At 72.9% G+C, this 24,409-nt stretch carries 22 protein-coding genes; 11 read left to right on the forward strand and 11 right to left on the reverse strand.

Annotated elements, in window-relative coordinates; translation table 11 throughout:
- Positions 1 to 39: 39 nt before the first annotated feature.
- From IE311_RS07065 to IE311_RS07080, 4 genes are all read right to left on the reverse strand, one after another.
- Positions 40 to 729, reverse strand: coding sequence for a response regulator (locus IE311_RS07065; protein WP_189830698.1), 690 nt, complete (start codon positions 727 to 729; stop codon positions 40 to 42).
- Positions 726 to 1,967, reverse strand: a complete 1,242-nt coding sequence (locus IE311_RS07070; protein WP_189830699.1) for a sensor histidine kinase — start codon at positions 1,965 to 1,967, stop codon at positions 726 to 728. Before IE311_RS07070 ends, IE311_RS07065 begins: the two co-directional genes overlap by 4 nt.
- Before the next feature lie 226 nt (positions 1,968 to 2,193).
- Positions 2,194 to 2,472, reverse strand: a complete 279-nt coding sequence (pspAA, locus tag IE311_RS07075; protein ID WP_189830700.1) for a PspA-associated protein PspAA — start codon at positions 2,470 to 2,472, stop codon at positions 2,194 to 2,196.
- Between the two features lie 63 nt (positions 2,473 to 2,535).
- On the reverse strand, positions 2,536 to 3,336 hold the full coding sequence (locus tag IE311_RS07080; RefSeq protein WP_189830701.1) for a PspA/IM30 family protein: 801 nt from the start codon (positions 3,334 to 3,336) through the stop codon (positions 2,536 to 2,538).
- A gap of 272 nt (positions 3,337 to 3,608) precedes the next feature.
- Between IE311_RS07080 and IE311_RS07085 the strand changes: the two genes are divergently transcribed.
- The 3 genes from IE311_RS07085 to IE311_RS07095 all read left to right on the forward strand — a co-directional run bounded on the left by IE311_RS07085 (position 3,609) and on the right by IE311_RS07095 (position 6,251).
- Positions 3,609 to 4,214, forward strand: a complete 606-nt coding sequence (locus tag IE311_RS07085) for a DUF3043 domain-containing protein (protein WP_189830702.1) — start codon at positions 3,609 to 3,611, stop codon at positions 4,212 to 4,214.
- A gap of 65 nt (positions 4,215 to 4,279) precedes the next feature.
- Positions 4,280 to 5,056 carry a class I SAM-dependent methyltransferase gene (locus IE311_RS07090; protein WP_189830703.1) on the forward strand — a complete coding sequence of 259 codons (777 nt, stop codon included), beginning with the start codon at positions 4,280 to 4,282 and terminating at the stop codon, positions 5,054 to 5,056.
- Positions 5,057 to 5,162: 106 nt separating this feature from the next.
- Positions 5,163 to 6,251 (forward strand): S1C family serine protease, encoded by a 1,089-nt coding sequence (locus tag IE311_RS07095; protein ID WP_189830704.1) that lies wholly within the window; start codon positions 5,163 to 5,165, stop codon positions 6,249 to 6,251.
- Between the two features lie 456 nt (positions 6,252 to 6,707).
- Here the strand turns inward: IE311_RS07095 and IE311_RS07100 are convergent, their stop codons facing one another.
- Complete coding sequence (locus tag IE311_RS07100; RefSeq protein ID WP_189830705.1) at positions 6,708 to 6,914, reverse strand: hypothetical protein; 207 nt, start codon at positions 6,912 to 6,914, stop codon at positions 6,708 to 6,710.
- A gap of 91 nt (positions 6,915 to 7,005) precedes the next feature.
- Between IE311_RS07100 and IE311_RS07105 the strand changes: the two genes are divergently transcribed.
- The 4 genes from IE311_RS07105 (at position 7,006) to IE311_RS07120 (ending at position 11,923) form a co-directional block, all read left to right on the forward strand.
- The gene (locus IE311_RS07105) at positions 7,006 to 8,208 is read left to right on the forward strand and encodes a bifunctional adenosylcobinamide kinase/adenosylcobinamide-phosphate guanylyltransferase (RefSeq protein ID WP_189830706.1); all 1,203 of its coding nucleotides are present in this window, start codon (positions 7,006 to 7,008) and stop codon (positions 8,206 to 8,208) included.
- Positions 8,209 to 8,254: 46 nt separating this feature from the next.
- Positions 8,255 to 9,331, forward strand: coding sequence for a nicotinate-nucleotide--dimethylbenzimidazole phosphoribosyltransferase (gene cobT / locus IE311_RS07110; RefSeq protein WP_189830707.1), 1,077 nt, complete (start codon positions 8,255 to 8,257; stop codon positions 9,329 to 9,331).
- Positions 9,332 to 9,437: 106 nt separating this feature from the next.
- On the forward strand, positions 9,438 to 11,216 hold the full coding sequence (locus IE311_RS07115; protein ID WP_189830708.1) for a phosphatidylglycerol lysyltransferase domain-containing protein: 1,779 nt from the start codon (positions 9,438 to 9,440) through the stop codon (positions 11,214 to 11,216).
- Positions 11,213 to 11,923, forward strand: a complete 711-nt coding sequence (locus IE311_RS07120; RefSeq protein WP_189830709.1) for a hypothetical protein — start codon at positions 11,213 to 11,215, stop codon at positions 11,921 to 11,923. Before IE311_RS07115 ends, IE311_RS07120 begins: the two co-directional genes overlap by 4 nt.
- On the opposite strand, the gene IE311_RS07125 is transcribed toward IE311_RS07120, so the two are convergent.
- Positions 11,863 to 12,627 carry a hypothetical protein gene (locus IE311_RS07125; RefSeq protein ID WP_189830710.1) on the reverse strand — a complete coding sequence of 255 codons (765 nt, stop codon included), beginning with the start codon at positions 12,625 to 12,627 and terminating at the stop codon, positions 11,863 to 11,865. The genes IE311_RS07120 and IE311_RS07125 overlap by 61 nt on opposite strands.
- Before the next feature lie 67 nt (positions 12,628 to 12,694).
- Here IE311_RS07125 and cobS point away from each other — a divergent pair, with 67 nt between their 5' ends.
- Positions 12,695 to 13,459, forward strand: a complete 765-nt coding sequence (cobS, locus tag IE311_RS07130; RefSeq protein WP_229901759.1) for an adenosylcobinamide-GDP ribazoletransferase — start codon at positions 12,695 to 12,697, stop codon at positions 13,457 to 13,459.
- Between the two features lie 42 nt (positions 13,460 to 13,501).
- Here cobS and IE311_RS07135 read toward each other — a convergent pair whose 3' ends face one another.
- From IE311_RS07135 to IE311_RS07155, 5 genes are read right to left on the reverse strand one after another with little or no spacing between them, the layout of a single operon-like run.
- Positions 13,502 to 14,290 (reverse strand): endo alpha-1,4 polygalactosaminidase, encoded by a 789-nt coding sequence (locus IE311_RS07135; RefSeq protein WP_189830712.1) that lies wholly within the window; start codon positions 14,288 to 14,290, stop codon positions 13,502 to 13,504.
- A complete protein-coding gene (locus IE311_RS07140; protein ID WP_189830713.1) occupies positions 14,287 to 14,904 on the reverse strand; it encodes a spherulation-specific family 4 protein in 618 nt (205 codons plus the stop codon). Before IE311_RS07140 ends, IE311_RS07135 begins: the two co-directional genes overlap by 4 nt.
- 12 nt (positions 14,905 to 14,916) lie before the next feature.
- A complete protein-coding gene (locus IE311_RS07145) occupies positions 14,917 to 16,443 on the reverse strand; it encodes a hypothetical protein (RefSeq protein WP_189830714.1) in 1,527 nt (508 codons plus the stop codon).
- On the reverse strand, positions 16,440 to 17,987 hold the full coding sequence (gene pelF, locus IE311_RS07150; protein WP_189830715.1) for a GT4 family glycosyltransferase PelF: 1,548 nt from the start codon (positions 17,985 to 17,987) through the stop codon (positions 16,440 to 16,442). Before pelF ends, IE311_RS07145 begins: the two co-directional genes overlap by 4 nt.
- Positions 17,988 to 18,013: 26 nt before the next feature.
- Positions 18,014 to 20,119 carry a hypothetical protein gene (locus IE311_RS07155; RefSeq protein WP_189830716.1) on the reverse strand — a complete coding sequence of 702 codons (2,106 nt, stop codon included), beginning with the start codon at positions 20,117 to 20,119 and terminating at the stop codon, positions 18,014 to 18,016.
- 315 nt (positions 20,120 to 20,434) lie between these two features.
- On the opposite strand from IE311_RS07155, the gene IE311_RS07160 reads away from it, so the two are divergent.
- The 3 genes from IE311_RS07160 to IE311_RS07170 all read left to right on the forward strand — a co-directional run.
- Positions 20,435 to 21,943 (forward strand): leucyl aminopeptidase, encoded by a 1,509-nt coding sequence (locus IE311_RS07160; protein WP_189830717.1) that lies wholly within the window; start codon positions 20,435 to 20,437, stop codon positions 21,941 to 21,943.
- Positions 21,944 to 22,234: 291 nt separating this feature from the next.
- A complete protein-coding gene (lpdA, locus tag IE311_RS07165; RefSeq protein ID WP_189830718.1) occupies positions 22,235 to 23,623 on the forward strand; it encodes a dihydrolipoyl dehydrogenase in 1,389 nt (462 codons plus the stop codon).
- 62 nt (positions 23,624 to 23,685) lie between these two features.
- Positions 23,686 to 24,409, forward strand: a 724-nt coding sequence (locus tag IE311_RS07170; protein WP_308439797.1) for a biotin/lipoyl-containing protein, incomplete at its 3' end; no start/stop codon positions are given.

Consider the following 24,409-nt stretch of genomic DNA (forward strand, 5'->3'; position numbering starts at 1 on the left):
CCCGCGCATACCGCGTCTGGAGTACGCCGAGTCCCCCGGTCACTCCACCCTTGGACGTACCAGTCCCGATTCGTAGGCCGTGACCACCAGCTGGGCCCGGTCGCGGGCACCGAGCTTGGCCATGGCCCGGTTGACATGGGTCTTCACCGTGAGCGGGCTCACGTCGAGCCGCTCGGCGATCTCGTCGTTGGAGAGACCGCCGGCGACGAGGACGAGGACCTCGCGCTCCCGGGCGGTGAGCGCGGCGAGCCGTTCGGTGCGGCCCCGGCCACCTTCTCCGACGGCCTCCGCGCCGGGGCCCTGCGCGAGGAAGGTGGCGATCAGCCCCTTGGTGGCCGCCGGGGAGAGCAGTGCCTCTCCCGCGTGGGCGATCCGGATCGCGCCGAGGAGTTCCTCGGGCTCGGCGCCCTTGCCGAGGAAGCCGGAGGCGCCGGCGCGCAGCGACTGCACGACGTACTCGTCGACCTCGAAGGTGGTCAGCATGACGATCCGTACGTCGGAGAGCTCCGGGTCGGCGGTGATCATCCGGGTGGCGGCGAGGCCGTCCGTGCCCGGCATCCGGATGTCCATCAGGACGACGTCGGCCCGCTCCGAGCGGGCGAGGGCCACGGCCTGGGCGCCGTCCGCGGCCTCGCCGACGACCTCCATGTCCGGTTCGGAGTTCACCAGGACCTTGAAGGCGCTGCGCAGCAGGGCCTGGTCGTCGGCGAGCACTACGCGGATCGTCATGTGTCCTCCCCCGTACGGGACGTCACGGGCAGTATCGCCTGCACCCGGAAGCCGCCGCCGTACCGGGGGGCGGCGGTCAGGGTGCCGCCGAAGGCGCCGACCCGTTCGCGCATGCCCAGCAGTCCGTGGCCGCCGGTGGGGGCGGGGTCCGAGGCGGCACGGGGGGTGCCGTTGTCGAGGACGGTGATCTCGACCGTACGGCCCACCCGGACGACGCTCACCTCGGCCTTCGCGTCCGGTCCCGCGTGCTTGCGCACATTGGTCAGGGCCTCCTGCACGATCCGGTACGCGGCCAGGTCGACGGTCGCGGGCAGCGGCTTGTCCCCGTCGGCGCGGGCGAGGGCGACCGGCAGTCCGGCCTTGCGGAAGGTGTCCAGCAGGCCGTCGAGGACGGCGAGGCCGGGGGCCGGTTCGGTGGGGGCCTCCGGGTCTCCGGACTGGCGCAGCAGGCCGACGGTGGCGCGCAGCTCGTCGAGCGCGGAGCGGCTGGCCTCCCGTACGTGCGCGAGGGCCTCCTTGGCCTGGTCGGGGCGCTTGTCCATGACGTGCGCCGCGACTCCGGCCTGCACGTTCACCAGGGCGATGTGGTGGGCGACGACGTCGTGCAGGTCGCGGGCGATCCGGAGCCTCTCCTCGGCGACCCGGCGGCCGGCCTCCTCCTCGCGGGTGCGTTCGGCGCGTTCGGCGCGCTCCCTGATGGCGTCGACGAAGGCCCGGCGGCTGCGGACGGCGTCGCCGGCGGCGGCCGCCATACCGGTCCAGGCGATGATGCCGAGGTTCTCCTGCGCGTACCAGGGCGTCGGGCCGAAGGCCATGGCCGCGGCGGTCAGCGCCGCCATGGTGGCCAGGCCGACCCGCCAGGTGGTGGGCCGGTCGGTGCGGGAGGCCACGGTGTAGAGCGCGACGACGGCGCTCATGGCGATGGTGGCGGGCCGGGTGTCGCCGACCAGCTCGAAGAGGCTCATCGTCCCCGTGAAGCAGAGGACGCGGAAGGGGTAGCGCCGGCGCAGCACCAGGGCGGAGGCCCCGGCCACCATGATCAGCACGCTGGTCACGTCGGGCACCTGGTCGCCGAAGCTCGGCCCGGTGCCGCTGCCGTGCGGGTCGGTGAAGGACCCGGCGATCATGCAGACGAGCGCGCCGAACGCGAGCGTCGCGTCGAAGGCGAGCGGGTGCGCGCGGAACCGGTCGCGGAGACGGGCGAAGAGGGTGCCGGTGGAGGGGCCGGTGGAAGTCACGGAGGACAACGGTACGGGTCCGGACCGGTACGCAGGTCTGCCCCTCGTGCCACTGGGGCGGACCCGCTCGTACGTCGGCCCCTCGTGTCCCACGTGGCGCCCGGGCCGGGCCGCCCCGTGCCCCGTGCCCACGCCCGGGCCTGCCCCGGGGCCCGGGCGGCCGTCGGGCGGGGAACGCGCGAGGTCCCGCCACCCTCGGGGTGGCGGGACCTGTCGTACGGCGTCCTCAGCCCGGGATGAGGCCCTCGTCGGAGAGCATCTCCCTGACCTCGTCCAGGCTCGCTTCCGGGGCCGGGAGGATCAGCTCCGAGGGTTCGAGCGCTTCGTCCGGCAGCGGCGCACCGAGCCGCCGGACCGCGTCCAGGAGAGCGTTCAGCGTGCGCCGAAAGCCTCCCTCGTCCCCCGACTCCATCTCTGCGAGCAGCTCGTCGTCGAGCTTGTTCAGCTCCACGAAGTGGCTGTCGGCCAGCTTCCACTGGCCCTCCCCCATGATCCGTACGATCATGACGCGTCCTGTCTGTTCACGAGCGCGGCTCCGTCCGCGAGCACGGCCCGAAACCGAAGCGGGCTACTTCTCGAACCGCGGGTGGGACTGCTGCTGCGGGTTGGTGTCCTGCGGCGCGGCCGCGCCGCCGCCCTCGAGCGCCTGCTGCTGCGCCGAAGGGCCACCGGCCAGCTCCGCCTTCATCCGCTGGAGCTCCAGCTCGACGTCCGTGCCGCCGGAGAGACGGTCCAGCTCGGCCTGGATGTCGTCCTTCGCGAGCCCGGACTGGTCGTCCAGGGCGCCCGAGGCGAGCAGCTCGTCGATCGCGCCGGCGCGCGCCTGGAGCTGGGCGGTCTTGTCCTCGGCACGCTGGATCGCGAGGCCGACGTCGCTCATCTCCTCCGAGATGCCGGAGAAGGACTCGGCGATCCGCGTCTGCGCCTGGGCGGCCGTGTAGGTCGCCTTGATGGTCTCCTTCTTGGTGCGGAAGGCGTCCACCTTGGCCTGGAGACGCTGGGCGGCGAGGGTGAGCTTCTCCTCCTCGCCCTGCAGCGTCTGGTGCTGCACCTCCAGGTCGCTGACCTGCTGCTGGAGCGCGGCACGCCGGGACAGCGCCTCGCGCGCCAGGTCCTCGCGGCCGAGCGCCAGCGCCTTGCGGCCCTGGTCCTCCAGCTTGGCGGACTGACCCTGCAGCTGGTTCAGCTGCAGTTCGAGCCGCTTGCGCGAGGTGGCGACGTCGGCGACGCCCCGCCGCACCTTCTGCAGCAGCTCCAGTTGCTTCTGGTACGAGTAGTCGAGCGTCTCGCGCGGATCCTCGGCCCGGTCAAGGGCCTTGTTCGCCTTCGCGCGGAAGATCATCCCCATACGCTTCATGACACCGCTCATGGGCTTCGCGCGCCCCCTTCTGACGGACTTCGGCTCCAGCTCTTCGACAGGATCCACAGTACGGGCCCTGTCTCCATTACCGCACTGTTCGGAGCGCGATGCGCTCCTCCCCAAGGACGACTGCGCCCCCACTTCCCTCCCGCGCAGGGAGTAGATGGATCTAGGGGGAACCGCGGCTGTCCTCCGCACGTACCGCCGTAGACGCACTCCGTTAGCGGATCGTTCCCGCCCGGCATGGGGTTCATGCCCACCACCCCGTACCCTTGGGTTTTGTGTTCCGTAGCCGTTCGAAGGACGAGAAGGCCCCCACCGACAAGGTGACGGCGGACCTCTCCACCAAGCAGCCCCGCGACCCCGAGGCCCCCAAGGGCCGCCCGACCCCGAAGCGGAGTGAGGCGCAGACCCAGCGCCGTCGCGCCGCGACGGTGCCGACCGACCGCAAGGAGGCCGCCAAGCGCCAGCGCGAGGCACGCCGCTCGGACCTGGCCCGTCAGCGCGAAGCGCTGGCCAGCGGTGACGAGCGTTACCTGCCCGCCCGCGACAAGGGTCCGGTCCGCCGCTTCGTGCGCGACTTCGTCGACTCGCGATTCGCGATCGCCGAGTTCTTCCTGCCGATGGCCGTGGTGATCCTCGTGCTGTCGCTGTTCGGCAACGCCAACCGGTCGCTGCAGAACATCTCCCTGCTGCTCTGGCTCGGTGTGATCATCCTGATCGTCATCGACTCGATCGGTATCTGGATCCGGCTGCGGAAGCAGCTGGCCAAGCGCTTCCCGAACGAGCCGAGGCGGGGAGCCGTGGCCTACGGCCTGATGCGTACGCTCCAGATGCGCCGACTGCGACTGCCGAAGCCGCAGGTCAAGCGCGGAGAGCGGCCCTGAGCGCCGACAGCTCGGAGTCTGTCGATCGCGCTTTCGGCGCGGCGACGTCGGAGTCGGGCGGCCCCGTGCTGCCCGCCGTCGCGCACTGGCCCGCCGGTTCCGGCGGGCTGCGCGACACCATCCGGCAGGAGATCGTCGCCCGTCAGCTCGACGAGCAGATATCCGGCCGCTACCCCGTGGGGCAGCGGCTCAGGATTCTCGACGCCGGCATGGGCCAGGGCACGCAGGCGCTGCGGCTCGCCCGCGCCGGGCACACGGTGACCGGCCTCGAAGCCGATCCCGACCTCCTCAAGGCGGCCCGCGAGTCGCTGGCGACCGAGCCCGCCGGAATCCGTGAGCGGGTCCGGCTCATCGAGGGCGACGGCCGCGAGACCGGGGTGCACTTCCTCCCCGGCAGCTTCGACGTGGTCCTCTGCCACGGCGTGCTCATGTACGCCGACGAGCCCGACGCGCTGCTCGCCGGCCTGGCCCGGATGCTCGCCCCCGGCGGCCTCCTCTCCCTGGTCGTGCGGAACGCGGACGCTCTCGCCATGCGGCCGGGGCTCGCCGGGGACTGGACCGGTGCGCTCGCAGGCTTCGACTCGGACGTCTGCACCGACGACCACGGCGTGAAGGTACGGGCCGACCGCCTCGACGCGCTCACCTCGACACTCGCCGGGATCGCGGCGCCGCTGCACGCCTGGTACGGGGTCCGCGTCTTCACCGACGGCGTCCCCGCCGAGGCGGGCCTGCCGGCCGCGGAGGAACTGGACCGGCTGCTCGCCGCCGAGGACCGGGCGGGCCGGACGGAACCGTACCGGCGCGTGGCGGCGCTGCTGCATCTCTGCGGGGTACGGGGCTGACGGGGGCGCCGGGTGTCGGACCCGGCCGGGGCGGTCGACGGGCGGGCGCCCCTGATCGGGTGCGCTCACCGGGCCCCCGGCAGGGGATGAAACGGATACTCCGGACATGGACGTCTCCCGTGCCCATGCCTCCACCCTCCGCACTCCCGCCCCGCGCCTGCTGCTCCCCCTGACCGCCACGGTCTGCGCCGTCGCCCTCGCCGGCTGCTCCTCCCCCGGCGAGGACCCGCCCGCCCGCGAGAGCTCCACCCAGGCGGCGGCGCCGCTCTCGGCCAACGAGCTGCAGGACGACTACCGGGCCGTCATCAAGAACGTCCTGCCGTCGGTCGTCCAGATCGACGCGACCGAAAGCCTCGGCTCCGGCGTCATCTACGACAGCAAGGGCCACATCGTCACCAACGCGCACGTGGTCGGCCGGGAGACGTCCTTCACGGTCACCGCCGCCACGGGCGGGCAGCCCGTCACCGCCCGGCTCGTCTCCTCGTACCCCGAGCAGGACCTCGCGGTGATCAAGCTGGACTCGCTGCCGCAGGGCCTCAAGCCCGCGAAGTTCGGTGATTCGGCGACCGTCGACATGGGACAGATCGTGCTCGCGATGGGCTCCCCGCTCGGCCTCTCCGGCAGCGTGACCCAGGGCATCGTCTCCGCGACCGGCCGCATGGTCAGCGAAGGAACGACCGGCGGCGGCACGGGCGCGACGATCGCGGACATGGTCCAGACATCGGCCGCGATCAACCCCGGCAACAGCGGGGGCGCGCTGGTCAACCTCGACAGCGAGGTCATCGGCATCCCGACGCTCGCCGCCTCCGACCCCGGCATGGGCGGCAGCTCGGCGCCCGGCATCGGATTCGCGATCCCCGCGTCGATGGTGCGGACGATCGCCGACCAGATCGTGAAGGACGGCAAGGTGACGGACTCCGGGCGGGCGGCCCTCGACATCACCGGCCGTACGGTGCTGGACGACGCGTCCGAGCCGGCGGGCGTGGCCGTCGTCGACGCGCCGGCGGACGGGGCGGCGGGCAGGGCGGGCCTGAAGCCGGGCGACATCATCACGCGGCTCGACGACACGGACATCACGACGATCACGTCCCTGTCGGAGGCGCTGGCCTCGCACCGGCCGGGCGACAAGGTGACGGTGACGTACGTCCGGGGGACGACCACGGAGAAGGCGGAGGTCACCCTGGGCGAGCTGTAACGGCTGGCCGCGCGCCGGACCGGGGGCCGGGTTCAGGGCGCCGGACCGGGCCGAACAGCCCGGTCGGAGAAGCCGGGCCGGAGGCCGGAACGCGGGCGTCGGGCCGGAAGCCGGAACGAGGGCCTCGGGCCGGAAGCCGGGACGCGGGCGTCGGGCCGGAAGCCGGGACGTGGGCGTCGGGCCGGAGACAGGGACGCGGGCCTCGGGCCGGAGACCGGGAGCCGGGCCTCGGACCGGAGACCGGGAGCCGGGCCTCGGACCGGAAGCCGGAAGCCGGGCCTCGGACCGGAAGCCGGGACCCGGGCCTCGGACCTCGGGCCGGGACCCGGGACCCGGACCTCGGGCCGGAAGCCGGGACCCGGACCTCGGACCTCGGGTCGGAGGCCGGGACGCGGGCCTCGGGTCGGAGGCCGGGACGCGGGCGTCGGGCCCGGGCCGTCCCGGCCGCCGGGTGCTCTAGCCCTCCGCGTTCAGGGGCATCGGGCCGTAGATCTTCGCCCCGTCCTCCGAGAGCGTCACCTGGTCCGCGCCGCCGCCCAGGAGGTCACGCCAGTGTTCGCCGATCCAGCTCTCCGCGTCGCCCTGGGTGGTGAACTCCTCCGGAGTCACCACCGGCTCGACCTCGGTGCCGTCGGACTTCTCGAACCGCCACGTCCATGCCATGTCCGCCTCCTGGCGCTCAACGGATGATCCGTTTCCTGCCCGCAGAGTAGCCGGGCGCGCACGGCTCGCGGTGGCGCGGGAGGATCTGAGGGTGGAACTGACTCTGCTCGGCACCGGCGCCCCGCTCGGACTCCCCCGCCCCGACTGCCCCTGCGCGGTGTGCGCGCTCTCCCGTGGGCCACGGGTCCGCGCCGCGACGGCGCTGCTCGTGGACGGGGCCCTGCTGCTCGATCTGACCCCGGGGGCCGCGCTGGCGGCCGCCCGGTCGGGGCATTCGCTGGTCGCCGTGCGGCAGGTGCTGCTGACGCATCCCCACGACGGGCCGGCCGTGGAAGTGCCCGCGGGACTGCCCACCGCCGGGCGGGTGCCGGACGGACGGGAGTTGACGCTGATCTCCGGGCACCGGGTGCGGGCGGTGCCGATGGACTCCCCCGGCACGGGGTACGAGGTGACGTCGGCGGACGGTGAGACGCTGCTCTACCTGCCGCCCGGCGGGGCCCCGGCCGGGCTTCCGGAGGACCACCGGGTGCCGTACGACATGGTGGTCGCCGATGTGACGGGCCGGCCGGACGGGCTGGCCAGGCTGCGCGCGACCGGGGCCGTCGGGCCCGCGACCGATGTCGTGGCCGTCCACCTGGACCACGACATGCCGACCGGGGCGGAGCTGGACCGGCGGCTGGCGGCGGCGGGGGCGCGGGCGGTGCCGGACGGGACGACGCTGTACGTGGGCGAGTACCACGAGGTGCCGGACGTGCCGCGGCGGACGCTGGTGACGGGCGGTGCCCGGTCGGGGAAGTCGGTGGAGGCGGAGCGGCGGCTCGAGAGCTTCCCCGAGGTGCTGTACGTGGCCACGGGCGGGAGCCGGGAGGGCGACCCGGAGTGGGCGGAGCGGGTGGGCCTGCACCGGGAGCGGCGGCCGGCGTCCTGGCGTACCTCCGAGACCTGTGACCTCGTACCGCTGCTCGAAGGGGAGGGCCCCGCGCTCCTCGTCGACTGTCTGTCGTTGTGGCTGACCGATGCCATGGACCGGGTGGGTGCCTGGGACGACGGGCAGTGGGCCGCCGGCGGGCAGAGCGCGCTGCGCGAGCGGACCGCCGAGCTGGTGGCGGCGGTCCGGGCGACCCGTCGCACGGTCGTGGCGGTGACGAACGAGGTCGGCTCGGGGGTGGTGCCGGCGACGGCGGCGGGGCGCCGGTTCCGTGACGAGTTGGGCCGGTTGAACGCCTCCTTCGCCGACGAGTGCGAGCAGGTCCTCCTCGTGGTCGCCGGTCAGGCCCTCGTGGTGCGCGGGTAGGGTGCGAGCACCGATGGCCCTCGCTGATTTGTCACAAGGCGGAACCGTGAACCTGGACGACTTCTCCGATCTGATCGAGCGCCCCGACGGGGGGATCCGGCGTGACGCCGAGGAGCGCCGTGAGCGGCTGGCCGTGCCGCCGGGGGCGCTCGGTCGGCTCGACGAGCTCGGCGAGTGGCTGTCGGCCGCGCAGGCGTCGGTCGAGGTGCGGGCGATCGAGCAGCCGAAGGTGGTGCTCTTCGCGGGCGACCACGGGGTGGCCTCGCTCGATGTGTCGGGCCGTCGGGCGGGCACCGCGCACGAGCTGGTGCGCGCGGTCCTGGACGGGGTGAGTCCGGTCGCCGTGCTCGCGCGGTCGACGGGTGTGCCGGTGCGGGTCGTGGACGCCGGTCTGGACTGCGACCCGGAGTTGCTGCCCGCCGAGGTGGTACGCCGTCGGGTGCGGCGCGGCTCCGGCCGGATCGACGTGGAGAACGCGCTGACGGTCGAGGAGACCGAGGCGGCGGTCCTGCTGGGCATCGCGATCGCCGACGAGGAGGCGGATTCGGGCACCGATCTGGTGGTGCTCGGGGATCTGAGCGTCGGCGGGACGACTCCGGCGGCCACGCTGATCGCGGCCCTGTGCGGGACGGACGCGTCGGTGGTGACGGGCCGGGGCGGCGCCGGGATCGACGACCTGGCGTGGATGCGCAAGTGTGCGGCGATCCGTGACGCGCTGCGCCGGGCCCGTCCGGTGCTGGGTGATCAGCTGGAGCTGCTCGCCGCGGTCGGCGGGGCGGACCTGGCGGCGATGACCGGTTTCCTGCTGCAGTCCTCGGTGCGGCGGATGCCGGTGATCCTGGACGGTGTGGTGGGCGCGGCCTGTGCGCTGGTGGCGCAGCGGGCGGCGTTCCGGGCGCCGGACTGGTGGCTCGCGGGTCAGACGAGCGGGGAGCCGGCGCAGGCGAAGGCATGGGACCGGATGGCGCTCAACCCTCTGCTCGACCACGGCGTCCATGTGGGTGAGGGAACCGGGGCATTGCTCGCACTTCCCCTCGTCAGGGCCGCGGCGGCCTTCGCCGCGGAGCTTCCCGAGCGTCCGGATCCGACCACTCCGGACGACGAGGGCGCTGCGGAGGCCTGAGAGCGGGGGACGGGAACGATCGACTCCGAGACGGTCACGCGCGACGCGCGCGTGGCCGTCTCCGGCGTCTCCGTACGGCAAGCGGTGCCCCATATGATCGCTTTTCATGGGAGAAGTCCGCTTGCCTGCCGAAGCCGCACCCCGGGGCACGACCGCCCGTTCACGGCGCAGCGCCGCGTTCGCCGTCTGGTACCTGCGCGTCGTCACGTTCATCAATTTCCTGAGTGCCGTCTGGGTCTCCTTCGGGCAGGACCTGCGCCGCCACAACGAGGACAACTACTTCACCCCGTACATGCTCACGGCGGGCTTCGCCTCAGGGGTCTTCACCCTCTTCCTGGCGATCACCATGCGGCGCCGCAAACGGGCCGCGTGGATCCTCAACCTGGTGCTCGGCGGCCTGTTCCTGCTGCTCTTCGCCCTGGTCATGTTCTTCCCGGAGATCCGGCAGCACGCCCAGAACTGGATCTCGCTGATCCTGACGGCCGCCTTCGTGCTGGCACTGCTGCTCGGCCGCAAGGAGTTCTACGCGAAGGGGGACCGCTCCAACCCGTGGCTCGCCGCGATCGTGGCGGTCGGCGGGCTGCTCGTCACCTCGCTGCTCGCGGCCGTGCTGGTCACCGTCACCAACACCTCCACCGCCCACTCCACCTTCCTGGAGCGCTGGCGGTACGGCGTGATGCGGCTGATCACCCTGGCCTCCGACGACTCGCGGTTCGCCGGCATCACCACCCCGGGCTGGGTCGACGTCACCATCAACGTGCTGTCCACGCTGCTGCTCTTCGCGGTGCTCTTCGCCGCCTTCCGCTCCCGCCGGGCCACCGACCCGCTGACCGAGGAGGACGAGGAGCGGCTGCGGGCCCTGCTCGACAAGCAGGGCGACCGCGACTCGCTCGGCTACTTCGCACTGCGGCGCGAGAAGAGCGTCGTGTGGTCGCCGAGCGAGAAGGCCGCCGTCACCTACCGGGTGGTCGGCGGGGTCTCGCTCGCCTCCGGCGACCCGATCGGCGACCCCGAGGCCTGGCCGGGCGCCATCGAACCCTGGCTGGCCGAGGCCCGCGAACACGGCTGGATCCCGGCCGTGATGGGCGCGAGCGAGGAAGCGGGCGTCATCTACGCCCGGCACGGTCTGGACGCCCTGGAGCTGGGCGACGAGGCGATCGTGGAGACCGACGAGTTCACCCTGGACGGCCGGGCCATGCGAACGGTCCGGCAGGCCTACAACCGGGTCAAGCGGGCCGGGTACGAGGTTCGCATCCGGCGCCACGAGGACATTCCGGCCGGGGAGATGGCCGAGCTGCTGCGCAAGGCCGACGACTGGCGGGACGGGGCCACCGAGCGCGGCTTCTCGATGGCGCTGGGCCGGCTCGGCGACCCGGAGGACGGGCGCTGCGTGATGCTGGAGTGCAGGGACGGCGGCGACGGGGAGGGCGCGGGAGAGCTGCGGGCCGTGCTGTCCTTCGTGCCCTGGGGTCCGAAGGGGCTGTCCCTCGACCTGATGCGGCGCGACCGGGATTCCGAGAACGGCCTGATGGAGTTCATGGTCATCGAACTCCTGCAGCGCGCCGAGGAGATCGGGATCACTCAGGTCTCACTCAACTTCGCGATGTTCCGCTCCGTCTTCGAACGTGGCTCGAAGCTCGGGGCGGGACCCGTGCTGCGCATGTGGCGTTCACTGCTCAGTTTCTTCTCCCGCTGGTGGCAGATCGAGTCGCTGTACCGCGCCAACGCCAAGTACCGACCGATCTGGGAGCCCCGATTCATGCTCTTCGAGAAGAGTGCGGACCTGTTGCGCATCGGCCTCGCCGCCGGTCGCGCCGAAGGGTTCCTGGAGGCCCCGGGGCTGCCCCGGTGGATGCATCGCAGACACCTGGAGAGCGGCCGTTGAGCCGCGCGCTCCGGGAGTTCGCCCGCCGCGAGTGGGGCCCGCTGTTCTTCACCGTACGGACGGCGCTCCTCACCAAGAAGTGGCGAGCGGCCCCGATGACGCTCGCCGCCGTGTGTCTCACGGCTCTCTTCCAGCTGGTGCAGAACCAGGACTGGGGCTATCAGCCGGTCCAGAACATCGGCTCCGTGCGGGCCGAGGACCCGTTCTGGCTGGCGCTGCTGCGGACCCCGTTCTCGCTGTTCGTGCCGGCGCTCGACCTGCCCGTGTGGGGCGCCCTGGCGCAGGTCCTGCTGGTCTTCGGGATCGCCGAGATCTGCCTGGGCCCGTGGCGCACCCTCGCCGTCGCCTATCTGGCGACCCTCTGCGGGACGCTGTACGCACGGGTGGGCATCGCCCTCGGCCCGGACAACCCGCTCGGGCTGCCCGCCACCGACGCGCAGGTTCACGACACCGGGCCCTCCGCGGCCGTGGTCGGCCTCGCCGTCTACGTCTGCTGGCGGTACGGGGCCCGGTGGACGGGCGCGCTCGTGGTCGTGGCGATGGTCGTCGAGGTGATCGTCAAGCCGAACCTGGCGGGGAAGGAGCATCTGGCGGCCATCGCCGGCGTCCTCGTCCTGATGGGAATTCAGGCCTGGCGCGAGCGCCGTCAGGAGGGTGTGGAGCCCCGCCCGGGCACCCGCTCCTGGAAGCCGCCGATCAAGTCCTGAGTCCGGCGCCGGACCTTGGTCCAGCGCTTGTCGTGGCGGTACGTGCGGATACGGGAACGGGCCCGCGCCCGGTGGCGGCGCGGGTAGAACCGGCGGGACCACCAGGAGCCGGGGCGGGCGAGCCGTACGGCGCCGACGATCGCCACGAACGGCACCAGGGTCCCGATCACGGCCATCCGGAACTTCCCCTTCACCAGGGTGATCAGGATGAAGAGGAAGTTGACGATCAGGGTCAGGATGAAGGTGGCCCGGTCCTGGCGTTCGTCGGTGGTCATGTCGTCGACGCCGAGCGGTGAGAAGCCGCTCAGGGTGAGCCCCACGAGGGCGACGGTGAGGACGACCACCTCGACGCTCTTGCGGCCCTCGTCGGTCCAGTACACGTCGTCGAGATGGAGGATCAGCGCGAACTCGTCCAGGACGAGGCCCGCGCCGATCCCGAACACCACGGCGAAGAGGGCGGCGCCGAAACCGTGCCGGTCGCTGCCCACCGCGCCGAAACCGCCGATGACGGTGAGGACGACGCCCGGGACGACGTGATGGATGTGGAGCCCGCCGGAGGAGACGTTCCGGAACGGCCCCTTCCCCGCCCGGATGAGGCGGACGATGGTGCGGGTGACCAGGAATGTCAGGATGAAAGAGGTCAGCGCGAGGAGCATCGGGAGCTTGCCCGGCTCGACGATGTTGCGGGAGAACCAGTGACCCATGCCACCCCGTTCCGATTTGCGCGGTATGCGCAATCTACCGTCCGGAAGCGCCGATTACCCTGCCCGGATGGACGGCCTGCGTTTCGCCTTCGGCACCCTCACCGTGTTCCCCGCCCGCATCACCCGCTGGGACCGGGACGCGGCGCGCGCCGGCATGCTCTGCGCCCCGCTGGCAGGCCTGGTCGTCGGCGTCTGCGCCGCCGGACTCGGCAGCGCGTTCCTGGCGCTCGACTCGGGCCCGCTGCTCGCCGCCGTCGTCACCGCGGCCGTCCCCGCCGCCCTCACCCGCGGCCTCCATCTCGACGGCCTCGCGGACACCGCCGACGGCCTCGGCAGCGCCAAGCCCGCCGAGGACGCGCTGCGCATCATGAAGCAGTCGGACGTCGGCCCGTTCGGCGTGATCGTGCTGCTCCTCGTCCTGCTCGCCCAGGTCGCCGCGCTCTACGAGCTGTACGGGGAGAGCTGGGCGCACGGCGCGGCCGGCGCCGCCCTCGCGGCGACCGTCGCCCGACTCGCCCTCACCCACGCCTCCCGCCACGGGGTCCCCGCGGCCCGCCCCGAGGGCCTCGGGGCGATCGTCGCCGCGACCGTCCCGGTCCGCTCGGCGACCTTCACGACGGCGGCGGTCCTGGTCCTCCTCGCCGCGACGGGCCTGCTGTTCTCCCCGTACGACGCCGTCCACAACGTGCTGGCGGCGGGCGCGGCCCTCGGCGCGGCGGCGGCACTGCTCCGGCGGTGCGTGCGGCGGTTCGGCGGGGTGACGGGGGACGTCTTCGGGGCGGTGGAGGAGACGGCGGCGACGACGGCCCTCGTGGCGCTGGCCCTGGGCTGACCCGGCCGACGACAGGGCCGACGACAGGGCCGACGACAGGGGCTAGCAGGCCCGGCGCCACACCCCCAGTTCGTACCGCTTCTGCATCGAGCTGAGCCCGAGTTCCCTGGCCTGCGGGCAGAACTCCCGGGCCTCCAGCTCGTACTCGACGTGGAAGACCGCCTTGCCCGCCGTCACGAACGGGACGAGCCGGCCGCACTCGTCGTACTGCGCGCACTGCTCGTTGACCGCGAAGTCGAAGTCCGCGAGCAGCTGCGGAATCTGGTCCAGGTCGTTCTTGAGGCCCACCGAGAGGCCCCGTTCATGGGCGAGGCGGGCGATCAGGCGGTTGTAGCGCAGCTGGTCGGCGGCGGTCAGGGGGAAGCCGGTGCTGTTGCGGTAGCCGTCCATGTTGTCGGGCTCGACCGCGTCGAAGCCCTTCTCACGGCACATGTCGAGGCGCTTGGTCATGAGGGGGGTGAGGACGTCGACGCGGCGGATGTCGAGCCAGCGTTCGCCCTTCCAGCCGTTGCCCTTGCCGAGTACGGACTTCGGGAACGCGGCCGCGTCCGGGCGGAAGTCCTCCCAGGCGCCGGTGGAGAGATAGCAGATGACCTTGCGGCCCCGGCGGTGGAGGTCCTCGACCGCCGACGCCGGATGGTCGAAGCCGTCGATGTCGTACACGGGGACGTCGACCGTCGGGTCGAGCCGGCCGCTGAGCTGCCACTGCCAGGCGAGGCCCGGCTTCGGCCGCCACCGCTCCTCCGCCGCCTTGGGGTCCGGGGCGGGTGCCGTCGTACAGGCGGTGGCGAGGAGGAGCAGGCCCGCGAGCAGGGGCAGCAGTCGTCTCATCGGGCGGGCTCCAGAAGGTGCGGAAGGGTCCCCCAGGGGTGCGCGCCGGCGCCCGGGACGGCGCAGTGCACCGGGGTGGCGGGGCGGACCCCGGACGGGGCGGCGTAGACGAGGTGGCAGTAGTGGTCGGCGACCGGCAGGTCGAGCGTCCTGTAGAGGTCCCAGGGGCCCTCGAAGGTGACGAGGAGGTCGGCGAACTCCTCGTAGCCAGGGTCCGGGTGGGCGCCGTGGTTGAACACCAGGGTCGCCGCGCCGGCGGACCGGGCCGCGACCGCGATCCGGCGGTAGTGGGCCAGGGCCTCCGGCGCGGTCGGGACCTGGTCGAGGAAGGCGCCGTCGGTGCCGTACCAGTCGCGGTGCCGGAGCAGGTCGGTGACGACCTCGGCCTGCGGGCGGCGCCCGTAGGCGGTGTCCGCGTAACCGAGGAGCCGTACACCGGCCTGCCGCAGTCGTCCGGCCGCCTCGGCGAACGCCGGGTCGGGGGCCTCGCCCGCGCCGCTCGCCGGGTTGACGACGACCCCGTACAGGGACGGCGCCGCGTCGACGAGGGCCGACCAGGCCTCGGCCCGCTCGGCCGGGTGCTCGTAGAACGGCACCAGGAGGAAACGATTCACGGGACCTGTCCTCTAGGCACGGTGGGCGGTCGGCCGTACCAGCAGAACACAGGCGAGGACGGCGAGCACGGCGGCGGCTGCCCCGGCCGCCACCGGACCGGCCGGGGGTGCCAGGACCTCCGCCGCCGCCGCGACCAGACAGACGGCGGCCGCGCTGAGCACCGCGCCGAAGGCCTGGAGCAGCAGCCCCAGCCAGAGCACCGTCCCGATCAGCAGCAGGGTGACGAGCCGCGGGAGCGTCGGCCAGGGTGCGCCCGGCCAGGCCAGGGTGACGGCGAGGGTGAGGGCGACGAGGACCGTGAGGTAGCCGCCGAGGCAGAGCACCAGGGTGCCGGTGACCGCGCGGCGGAACTCACGGGCGGTGGCGAGGGTCCGCAGCCGGGTCAGGCTCTCACCCCGGAAGCGGTGCAGCAGCCATTCGGCGGGCCCCATGGAGAGGGTGAGCGCTATGACGGCCCCCGCTCCGCTCACCGGGGTGTCGCCGACACCCGCGTGGAGCACCAGCAGTCCGCTGCCGAGGCCGAACAGGCCGTACGCGAGGGAGGCGGCGCGCGGCGGTCCGGCACGTCCGGCCGCGCCGCGCCGGGCGCCCGGCCGGAGGACGAGTCCGGCGAGGACGACGCTCGCGGTGAGCGCCGCGAGGAGGAGACCGGCGCGCAGCGCGTCCGGCAGGTCCCAGCGGAAGGCGGGGACGGCTCCGGCGAGCGGCACCAGGGCGCAGAGCAGGGCCCGTTCCCTGCCGAGGACCAGGAGCACGGTCGCGGCGGCGAGGTACACCGCCTGTCCGGCGGCGAACAGGGCGGCCGGGGTCTCGCCGGGGGCAGCCGTCGCGAGGGCGACGGCCGTGCCGACGAGGGCCCCCAGCGGGGCGCCGACGAGCAGGGCCCGGGCGGCGGCGGGCCGGTCGCCCAGACCGAGCCAGGTGTAGGCGCGATGGGACAGGGCCTGGTTCCACACCCAGCCGGTGACGGCGCCCGCGAGCAGCGGAACCGTTCCGCCGGGCAGCCCGAACCTGCCCTGCTCCCCCGCGAGCAGGGGCGCGGCGAGGACGTACGCGAGACCGGGCAGCGCGAAGACGAGCCCGCGCAGGAGACAGCCCGCGAGCCCGGTGTGCCAGGCGTCGCCGGTCGGCGCCTCGGGGGCGGGGTGATTCCGTTCCACGCGCGCGTAGAGGTCCTCGGCGAGTTCGAAGGAGTCGGCGCGGCCGTAGGTGAGCCGGATGTGGTCGTCGGTCATGCCGTCGGACTCCAGGAGGGCGGCGATCTCGTCGGGGTGCACGGCGACGGCGGCGAACGCCCCGATCCGGGCGGCGAGTTCGTCGAGCGGATCGGCGGCGAGTTCCTGGGCCGGGCCGCCCGGGGCGGTGGCCGCGGGTGCATCCGGTGCTCCCGGCACTCCCGCCCCGGCCGGGGCGGTCGGGGCGGCCGGGGCGGAGGCCTCGGGTCCCGTGGCACCCGGGGCCGTCTCCCGCCTCGGCCTCGGGATCGCCGGCAGCGGGGTGTCCGTGGTCGGCCGCTTCAGCCAGAGGGAGCCGCTCATACCGGCGTTCCCCCCGCCACCAGGGTCGGGGTGATGCGGCGCGGGGCCGGGAGGCGGACCGGCCAGGGCTTCGGCTGTGCCACGGGCCGCGCGGGCCCGACGCGGTCGCCCGCCAGCTCGCGGTAGATCTGCCGGAACCCGTCCACCGAGCGGTGCAGGGTGAACCGGTCGACGACCCGCTGCCGGGCCAGCCGGCCGAGTTCGGCGCGCCGGGCCCCGTCACGGAGGAGCTCGGTGACGGCAGCGGCCATGACGGCCGGTTCGCGGGGCGGGACGACGATCCCGGCGTCGCCGACGGCCTCCCGCACCCCGCCCACGTCCGTGGAGACGGTGGCGCGGCCGCAGGACATGGCCTCGATGAGGGAGAAGGGGAAGCCCTCGCTGATGGAGGAGAGCATCACCACGCTGCCCGCCGCGTAGGCGCGGGGCACCTCCGAGACCCGGCCCTCGAAGCTGATCCCGTCGGCGACGCCGAGTTCGGCGGCGAGCTTCTCCAGCCGGGTGGCGTAGTCCTCGTTCCCGGCGGGGACCGGGCCGAACAACCGGAGTCGCAGCGAGGGGAGTTCGGCGCGGCAGATGGCGTACGCCCGGATCAGGGTTTCGAGGTCCTTGATGGGGTCGACGCGGCCGCACCAGCTGAGGGTGGGCGTCTCGGGCTCGGGGCCGGCTTCGGGGAAGAGGGCCGGGTCGACGCCGTTGTAGACGGTGCGGATGCGGTCGGCGGGGGCGCCGCCGCGCTCCTCCCAGCGCCGGTTGTACTGATTGCAGGGGGTGATGAGGTCGGCCTTGAGGTAGCCCAGGGTGTTGAGCTCGCGGTAGAAGCCGAGCATGAGGGCCTTCACGGGCCAGCGCTGGGCCTCGGTGCGGTAGCCGAGATACCGCTCGCGGAGGTAGATGCCGTGTTCGGTGAGCAGGAAGGGCACCCCTTCGAAGTGCTGTGCGGCGAGCGCCGGAAGGGTGGCGAGGCCGCTGGAGACGGCGTGCGCGACGCCGCCGTCGGCTATCCGGGCGGCCAGCGGCCGCAGGGCGTGTTCCAGCAGGTCGGTGGCGGTGAGCGCGTCGTGGACGGTGGGCCGGGCCGCGAGCGTCGGCAGATGCGGCATGGTCCAGATCCACATCAGGGAGCGCAGGGCGGCCTCGGAGCGCAGGGCGGCGGTGAGCCGTCCCTGCCGGGCGAGTTCGGCCAGCTCGTACAGGCCGGTGCCGAAGTCGCAGCCCGCCCCGGGGTCGAGGAGGGCGAGCAGCAGACGCTCGTAGGTGTCGAGGAAGCGGCGGCGCGTGCGCCCCCGCAGGGGCCGGCGCGCGCGAACGGGCGCGGCCGGTCCCTGCGGGAGTCCCCAGAGGGGGTACGCGGTGTGCCGGGTGACGTTGGCCGGCAGCTCCCAGGTGACGGGTTCACGGCCGCTGCCCGTGAGGGCGAGGATCTCGAAGTCGACCTCGGGCATGCCGCGGACGAGCTGGTCGCACCAGGTGCTGACGCCGCCGTGGACATGCGGGTAGGTGCCTTCGGTGAGCATGGTGACGTGACGGCCACTGCTCGGCATGTGCGTTTCCCCCCAGAACGTGCTGGTCAGGCGGTCGGGAGCGTGAGCGTGACGCTGGTCTGGAGCAGTTCGGGCGCGGTCCAGGCGGAGCGGGTCCCGGCGTAGGCCGTGCCGAAGGCGGTGGTGCCGAGGAGGAGGCGCTTGCGGGTGCCCTCGGGGGCAGTGATCGGCGCGACGAGGCCGGCGGGGGCCTTGACGGTGACCGCGGTGCCGATGCGGTAGGCGGTGACCTTTCCGGCGGCGACGGCCTGGTCCCAGGCGGCGCGGCGGGTCAGCTCGGTGCCGACGTCGCGCTGGGCCGGGTTCACCAGGGGGGCGCTCGGCGCGAACATGCCCCGGTAGTCGGCGAGGATCCGGTCGAGGACGGGGTAGAGGAGGCGCTCCTCGGCGAGGTTGGACTGGTGCACGTAGTGCGGCCGCGGGTCGTTGCCCAGCACGTGGGAGAGGGCGATGCGGGCTTCCTGCGGGACGATGTGGTCGGCGTAGCCGGTGGTGGTGGGGAGCGGGGCGGGCAGGCAGGTGGAGGCCGGGTTGGACTCGCAGATGCCGCTGCCGCCGTCGGCGCGGGAGGTGTAGACCCAGTTGTACTCGTCGGCCATCTCGGCGGCGGTGCCCACGTTGTAGTACACGTTCATCGGGTGGCGGGGCACGGTCTTCGCGGCGCCGGAGGCGGTGCCGATCGAACGCTGCTGCGGCTCGCGGGAGTTGTCGCTGCCGGCCCACTTGACGCCGTTGTCGGCGAGGGCGCCGACCAGGTTCGGGTTGTCGACGGGCTGCTGCGGCAGGGTCCTCAGGCCGGAGTGCTCGCCGGTGACGAGCTCGGAGCGGTCGACGGAGATGCCCTTGCGGACGGCCCAGTTGTGGTTGTCGCGGATCTGGGCGGTGAGCTCGGCGCGGCTGACCCAGAGGGTCTTGCCCGTGGCGTCCTTGGCGCACTGCCAGGGGACGACGGAGTTGTCCTGGACGCAGCCGAGGAAGGGGTGGGTGTAGGTGTGGTTGATCCACCGGTACTGGGCGCGGTCCGCGACGAGCCGGTCGGTGAGCGGGTCGGCGCCGGCGTGCTCGGTCTTCCACTGCTCGCCCTGGCCGCCGTTGTAGACCATGTCGAGGGTGAAGCCGGCGGACTTCTGCCAGGCGGCGGCGTACTGGGCGTCGGCGACCGTCATACGGATCGGGTTGACGCCCTCGCCGTCGTCGCCGACGCAGTCGAAGTCGCCGGGGGTGCAGTTGAGCGCGGTGTCCCAGCGGGCGTCGGGGGCGAAGACGTCGTCGACGTGGACGGAGAGGTAGTTGCGGCTCTGGCCGAGGTGGACGCCCTGGGTGAGCCATTCGACGATGCCGCGCGCGAGGGCCCGGAACTGTCGCTGGTGCTGGTTGTAGGCGAAGGTGACGACCAGTTCGCGGCGCCCGTCGGCGGTGTACTCGCCGACAAGGCTGGCGCGGCCGCCACCGGCCGCTCCGTCGACGGGCACGTCGACGTAGCTGGTGTAGCCGGCGCGGGGGCGGCCCGCGTAGCCGTAGCTCTCGGCGATCGCGGGGTCGTTGTCCTCGAAGGTGAGCGACCCGGCCAGGTACTGGAAGGGGCCGGTCTTCCCGGCCGCGGTGACGCCGGCCGTGACGCCGTCGAGGACACCGGACCAGCCGCCCTCGTTGGTGTAGTCGAGGCCGACGCCGGGGTGCGACCAGGTGTAGGCGTCCACCTGCGGGATCCCGAAGGTCCGCTCGTACGTCTGGAGGGCGGTGTGCTCGGCGGAGTCGGGGCCGAAGGCGCTCTCGTGGGGCAGGACGACGCCCTGGTACTTGGCCCGGGGGCGCCCGTCGAGGGTGTCGCTGAGGAAGGCCGTGTCGACGACCGGCCGGTTCGGGTCGTTGAGGTCGATCCTGCGGTACGGGACGCCGGAGCCCTTCAGCTCGGCGGTGATCGCCCCGACCGCGCTGCCGCCGTCGTCGACGACGAGGACGGTGAGGTCGACCCGGGGCACGGGGGCCGCGAGCGCCTGTGCGGACGGGACGACGGTGGCGAGCAGCGCGGCGGCGGCGAGGGCCGCGACCCGGGCGGTGCGGGTTGCCGTGCGGGCGCCTCGGTCGGTGCGGGGCGCGATTCTGGGCGTACGGATTCGGCCGGAGTCCATCAGGTGGTGTCCCCCCTCGGCAGGCCGCCGCGCACCGGGGACCGGAGCGGGGGACCTGTGGAGATGTTGCAGATGATGCGAAGACGAGAGCGTCGTCCTTGCGTGGCTGAGGCGAGTGTGAAGGAGGGTTCCGAGCCTGAACGGTAAACATGAAAGAGACACCACGGATGAGTGAATCACCGCCGCCGTGAGCGAACCGGGTGAGCGAGCGTAGGCTCGTTCTCGGCGCTCTCCGGGCCGAAATACGATGCGGCGGGCACGGTCGGCCCATCCCTCGACCGCCACAGAACTCAATGGAAGCGAGATTTCACCACCGTGACTGCTCTCACTCTCAGCACTGCCGGCGCGGCGACGCTGCGCGCCGACGCCCTCGTCGTCGGCGTCGCGAAGTCCGGGAAGACGCTGGTCGTCGCCCCGGGCGCCGAGGCCGTCGACAAGGCCTTCGACGGCCGGCTCGCCGCCGTCCTGGAGACGCTGGGCGCCTCGGGCGCCGAGGGTGAGGCGACCAAGCTGCCCGCCCCCGCCGGCCTCAAGGCTCCCGTCGTCCTCGCCGTCGGCCTGGGCTCCGCCCCCGAGGACGGCGAGTCCTACGCCGCGGAGACCCTGCGGCGCGCCGCCGGTACCGCCGCCCGCACCCTGACCGGTGCGAAGAAGGCCGCGTTCGCGCTGCCGGTCGCCGACCCCGAGGACATCTCCGCGATCGCGGAGGGCGCCCTGCTCGGCGCGTACGCGTACACCGTGTACCAGGAGGCCGGCAAGGACGCGAAGAAGCCGCTGGGCGAGGTCGCCCTGCTCGGCGCCAAGCCGCGCGACAAGGCCCACAAGGCCGCCGCCGAGCGCGCCCTGGCCGTGGCCGAGGAGATCAACCGCGCCCGCGACCTGATCAACATGCCGCCGAACGACCTGACGCCGGCCGCCTTCGCCGCCGCCGCCCAGGCCGCCGGCAAGGAGCACGGCCTCAAGGTCCAGGTCCTCGACGAGAAGGCGCTCGCCAAGGGCGGCTACGGCGGCATCCTCGGCGTCGGCGTCGGCTCGGACAACCCGCCGCGGCTGGTCCGGATCGCCTACACCCACTCGAAGGCGGAGAAGACCCTCGCCCTGGTCGGCAAGGGCATCACCTACGACTCCGGCGGCATCTCCCTGAAGCCGGCCGGCCACAACGAGACGATGAAGTGCGACATGAGCGGCGCCGCCGCCGTGTTCTCCACCGTCGTCGCCGCGGCCCGCCTCGGCCTCGAGGTCAACGTCACGGGCTGGCTCGCCCTCGCGGAGAACATGCCGTCCGGCTCCGCCACCCGCCCGGGTGACGTCCTGCGCATGTACAGCGGCAAGACCGTCGAGGTCCTGAACACCGACGCCGAGGGCCGTCTCGTCCTGGCCGACGCGCTGACCAGGGCCTCCGAGGAGCACCCGGACGCGATCGTCGACGTGGCGACCCTGACCGGCGCCATGGTCCTGGCGCTCGGCAACCGCACCTTCGGCATCATGGCCAACGACGACGACTACCGCTCGGCTATCCACGAGATCGCCGACGAGGTCGGCGAGCAGTCCTGGCCGATGCCGCTCCCCTCGGATCTGCGCAAGGGCATGGACTCCCCCACCGCCGACATCGCCAACATGGGCGAGCGGATGGGCGGCGGCCTGGTCGCCGGTCTCTTCCTCCAGGAGTTCGTGGGCGAGGGCATCACCTGGGCCCACCTGGACATCGCGGGCCCGGCCTTCCACGAGGGCGCCCCGTACGGCTACACGCCCAAGGGCGGCACCGGCTCCTCGGTCCGCACCCTGGTGAAGCTGGCGGAGCGCACGGCGGCCGGCGAGCTCTGAGCAGTGGTGTGACGGTACGGCCCCGAGGACTCCGGTCCCCGGGGCCGTACCGTTCGCACGCCGTCACCCACGACGAAATCCGTACGTTCGCACGCGCCGATTACTCCCGCGTACGGACGATCCGCCGATCTCACACACCGGCCCCGCGTCCCGCCATCCGTCAACAAGTGCGAAGATGGGTTCTCGGCAGGACAGGGCCCCCACCACAGGGCCGAAAATAAGCGGCCGAACACCAGCCGCCGCCCGGTCATCGAGGACCGGCGACGAGCGCACATGCATGGAGGACGTGACGTGGCGAACGACGCCAGCACCGTTTTCGACCTAGTGATCCTCGGCGGCGGTAGCGGCGGTTACGCCGCGGCGCTGCGCGGAGCGCAGCTGGGCCTGGACGTCGCACTGATCGAGAAGAACAAGCTCGGCGGCACCTGCCTGCACAACGGCTGCATCCCGACGAAGGCCCTGCTCCACGCCGGTGAGGTCGCCGACCAGACCCGCGAGGCGGAGCAGTTCGGTGTCAAGGCCTCTTTCGAGGGCATCGACATCAAGGCCGTGCACAAGTACAAGGACGACGTGATCTCGGGCCTGTACAAGGGTCTGCAGGGTCTCGTCGCCTCCCGCAAGGTGACCTACATCGAGGGCACCGGCCACCTGTCCTCCCCGACCTCCGTCGACGTCGACGGTCGTCGTGTCGAGGGCCGTCACATCCTCCTGGCCACCGGTTCCGTGCCGAAGTCCCTCCCCGGCCTGGAGATCGACGGCAACCGGATCATCTCCTCGGACCACGCGCTGACCCTGGACCGGGTCCCGGAGTCCGCGATCATCCTGGGCGGCGGCGTCATCGGCGTCGAGTTCGCCTCGGCATGGAAGTCCTTCGGCACCGACGTCACGGTGATCGAGGGCCTGAAGCACCTCGTCCCCGTCGAGGACGAGAACAGCTCGAAGCTTCTTGAGCGCGCGTTCCGCAAGCGCGGCATCAAGTTCAACCTCGGCACCTTCTTCCAGTCCGCCGAGTACACCGACAACGGCGTCAAGGTGACCCTGGCCGACGGCAAGACCTTCGAGGCCGAGGTGCTGCTGGTCGCCATCGGCCGCGGCCCGGTCTCCGCCGGTCTCGGTTACGAGGAGCAGGGCGTCGCGATGGACCGCGGCTACGTCCTGGTCGACGAGTACATGCGTACCAACGTGCCGACGATCTCGGCCGTGGGCGACCTCGTCCCGACGCTCCAGCTCGCGCACGTCGGCTTCGCCGAGGGCATCCTCGTCGCGGAGCGGCTGGCCGGCCTGAAGGCCGTCCCGATCGACTACGACGGCGTGCCCCGGGTGACGTACTGCCACCCCGAGGTCGCCTCCGTCGGCATCACCGAGGCCAAGGCCAAGGAGATCTACGGCGCGGACAAGGTCGTCGCCCTGAAGTACAACCTCGCGGGCAACGGCAAGAGCAAGATCCTCAAGACCGCGGGCGAGATCAAGCTCGTCCAGGTCAAGGACGGTGCCGTGGTCGGCGTCCACATGGTCGGTGACCGCATGGGCGAGCAGGTCGGCGAAGCGCAGCTGATCTACAACTGGGAGGCGCTGCCGGCCGAGGTCGCGCAGCTCATCCACGCCCACCCGACGCAGAACGAGGCGCTCGGCGAGGCCCACCTGGCCCTGGCCGGCAAGCCTCTGCACTCCCACGACTGACGCTGACGTCATCACAGGGCGCGACGACCACTTCCCGCAATTCGTTAGGAGCAACTGAAACCATGTCGGTTTCCGTAACCCTGCCGGCGCTCGGCGAGAGCGTCACCGAGGGCACCGTCACCCGCTGGCTCAAGGCCGAGGGTGAGCGTGTCGAGGCCGACGAGCCGCTGCTCGAGGTCTCGACCGACAAGGTCGACACCGAGATCCCCGCCCCCGCCTCGGGCATCCTGGCCTCCATCAAGGTCGCCGAGGACGAGACGGTCGAGGTCGGCGCCGAGCTGGCCATCATCGACGACGGCTCGGCCGCCCCGGCCGCCGCTCCGGCTCCGGTCGCCCAGGCCGCCGCGGCCCCCGCCGCCACGGCTCCGGTCGCCGAGGCCCCGGCCGCTCCGGCCCCCGCGGCCGAGGCTCCCGCCGCCGCCCCGGCGGGCGGTGCCACCGGCACCGACGTCGTGCTGCCCGCGCTGGGCGAGTCCGTCACCGAGGGCACCGTCACCCGCTGGCTGAAGTCGGTCGGCGAGACCGTCGAGGCCGACGAGCCGCTGCTCGAGGTCTCCACGGACAAGGTCGACACCGAGATCCCCGCCCCGGCCTCCGGCGTTCTCCTGGAGATCGTCGTCGCCGAGGACGAGACCGCCGAGGTCGGCGCCAAGCTCGCCGTCATCGGTGCCGCGGGTGCCGCTCCGGCGGCCGCCCCGGCTCCGGCCGCTCCGGCCCCCGCCGCCGCTCCGGCTCCGGCTCCGGCTCCGGCTCCGGCCGCCCCGGCCGCTCCGGCTCCGGCCCCCG

The sequence above is a fragment of the Streptomyces zaomyceticus genome (assembly GCF_014656215.1).
Lineage (GTDB): Bacteria > Actinomycetota > Actinomycetes > Streptomycetales > Streptomycetaceae > Streptomyces > Streptomyces zaomyceticus.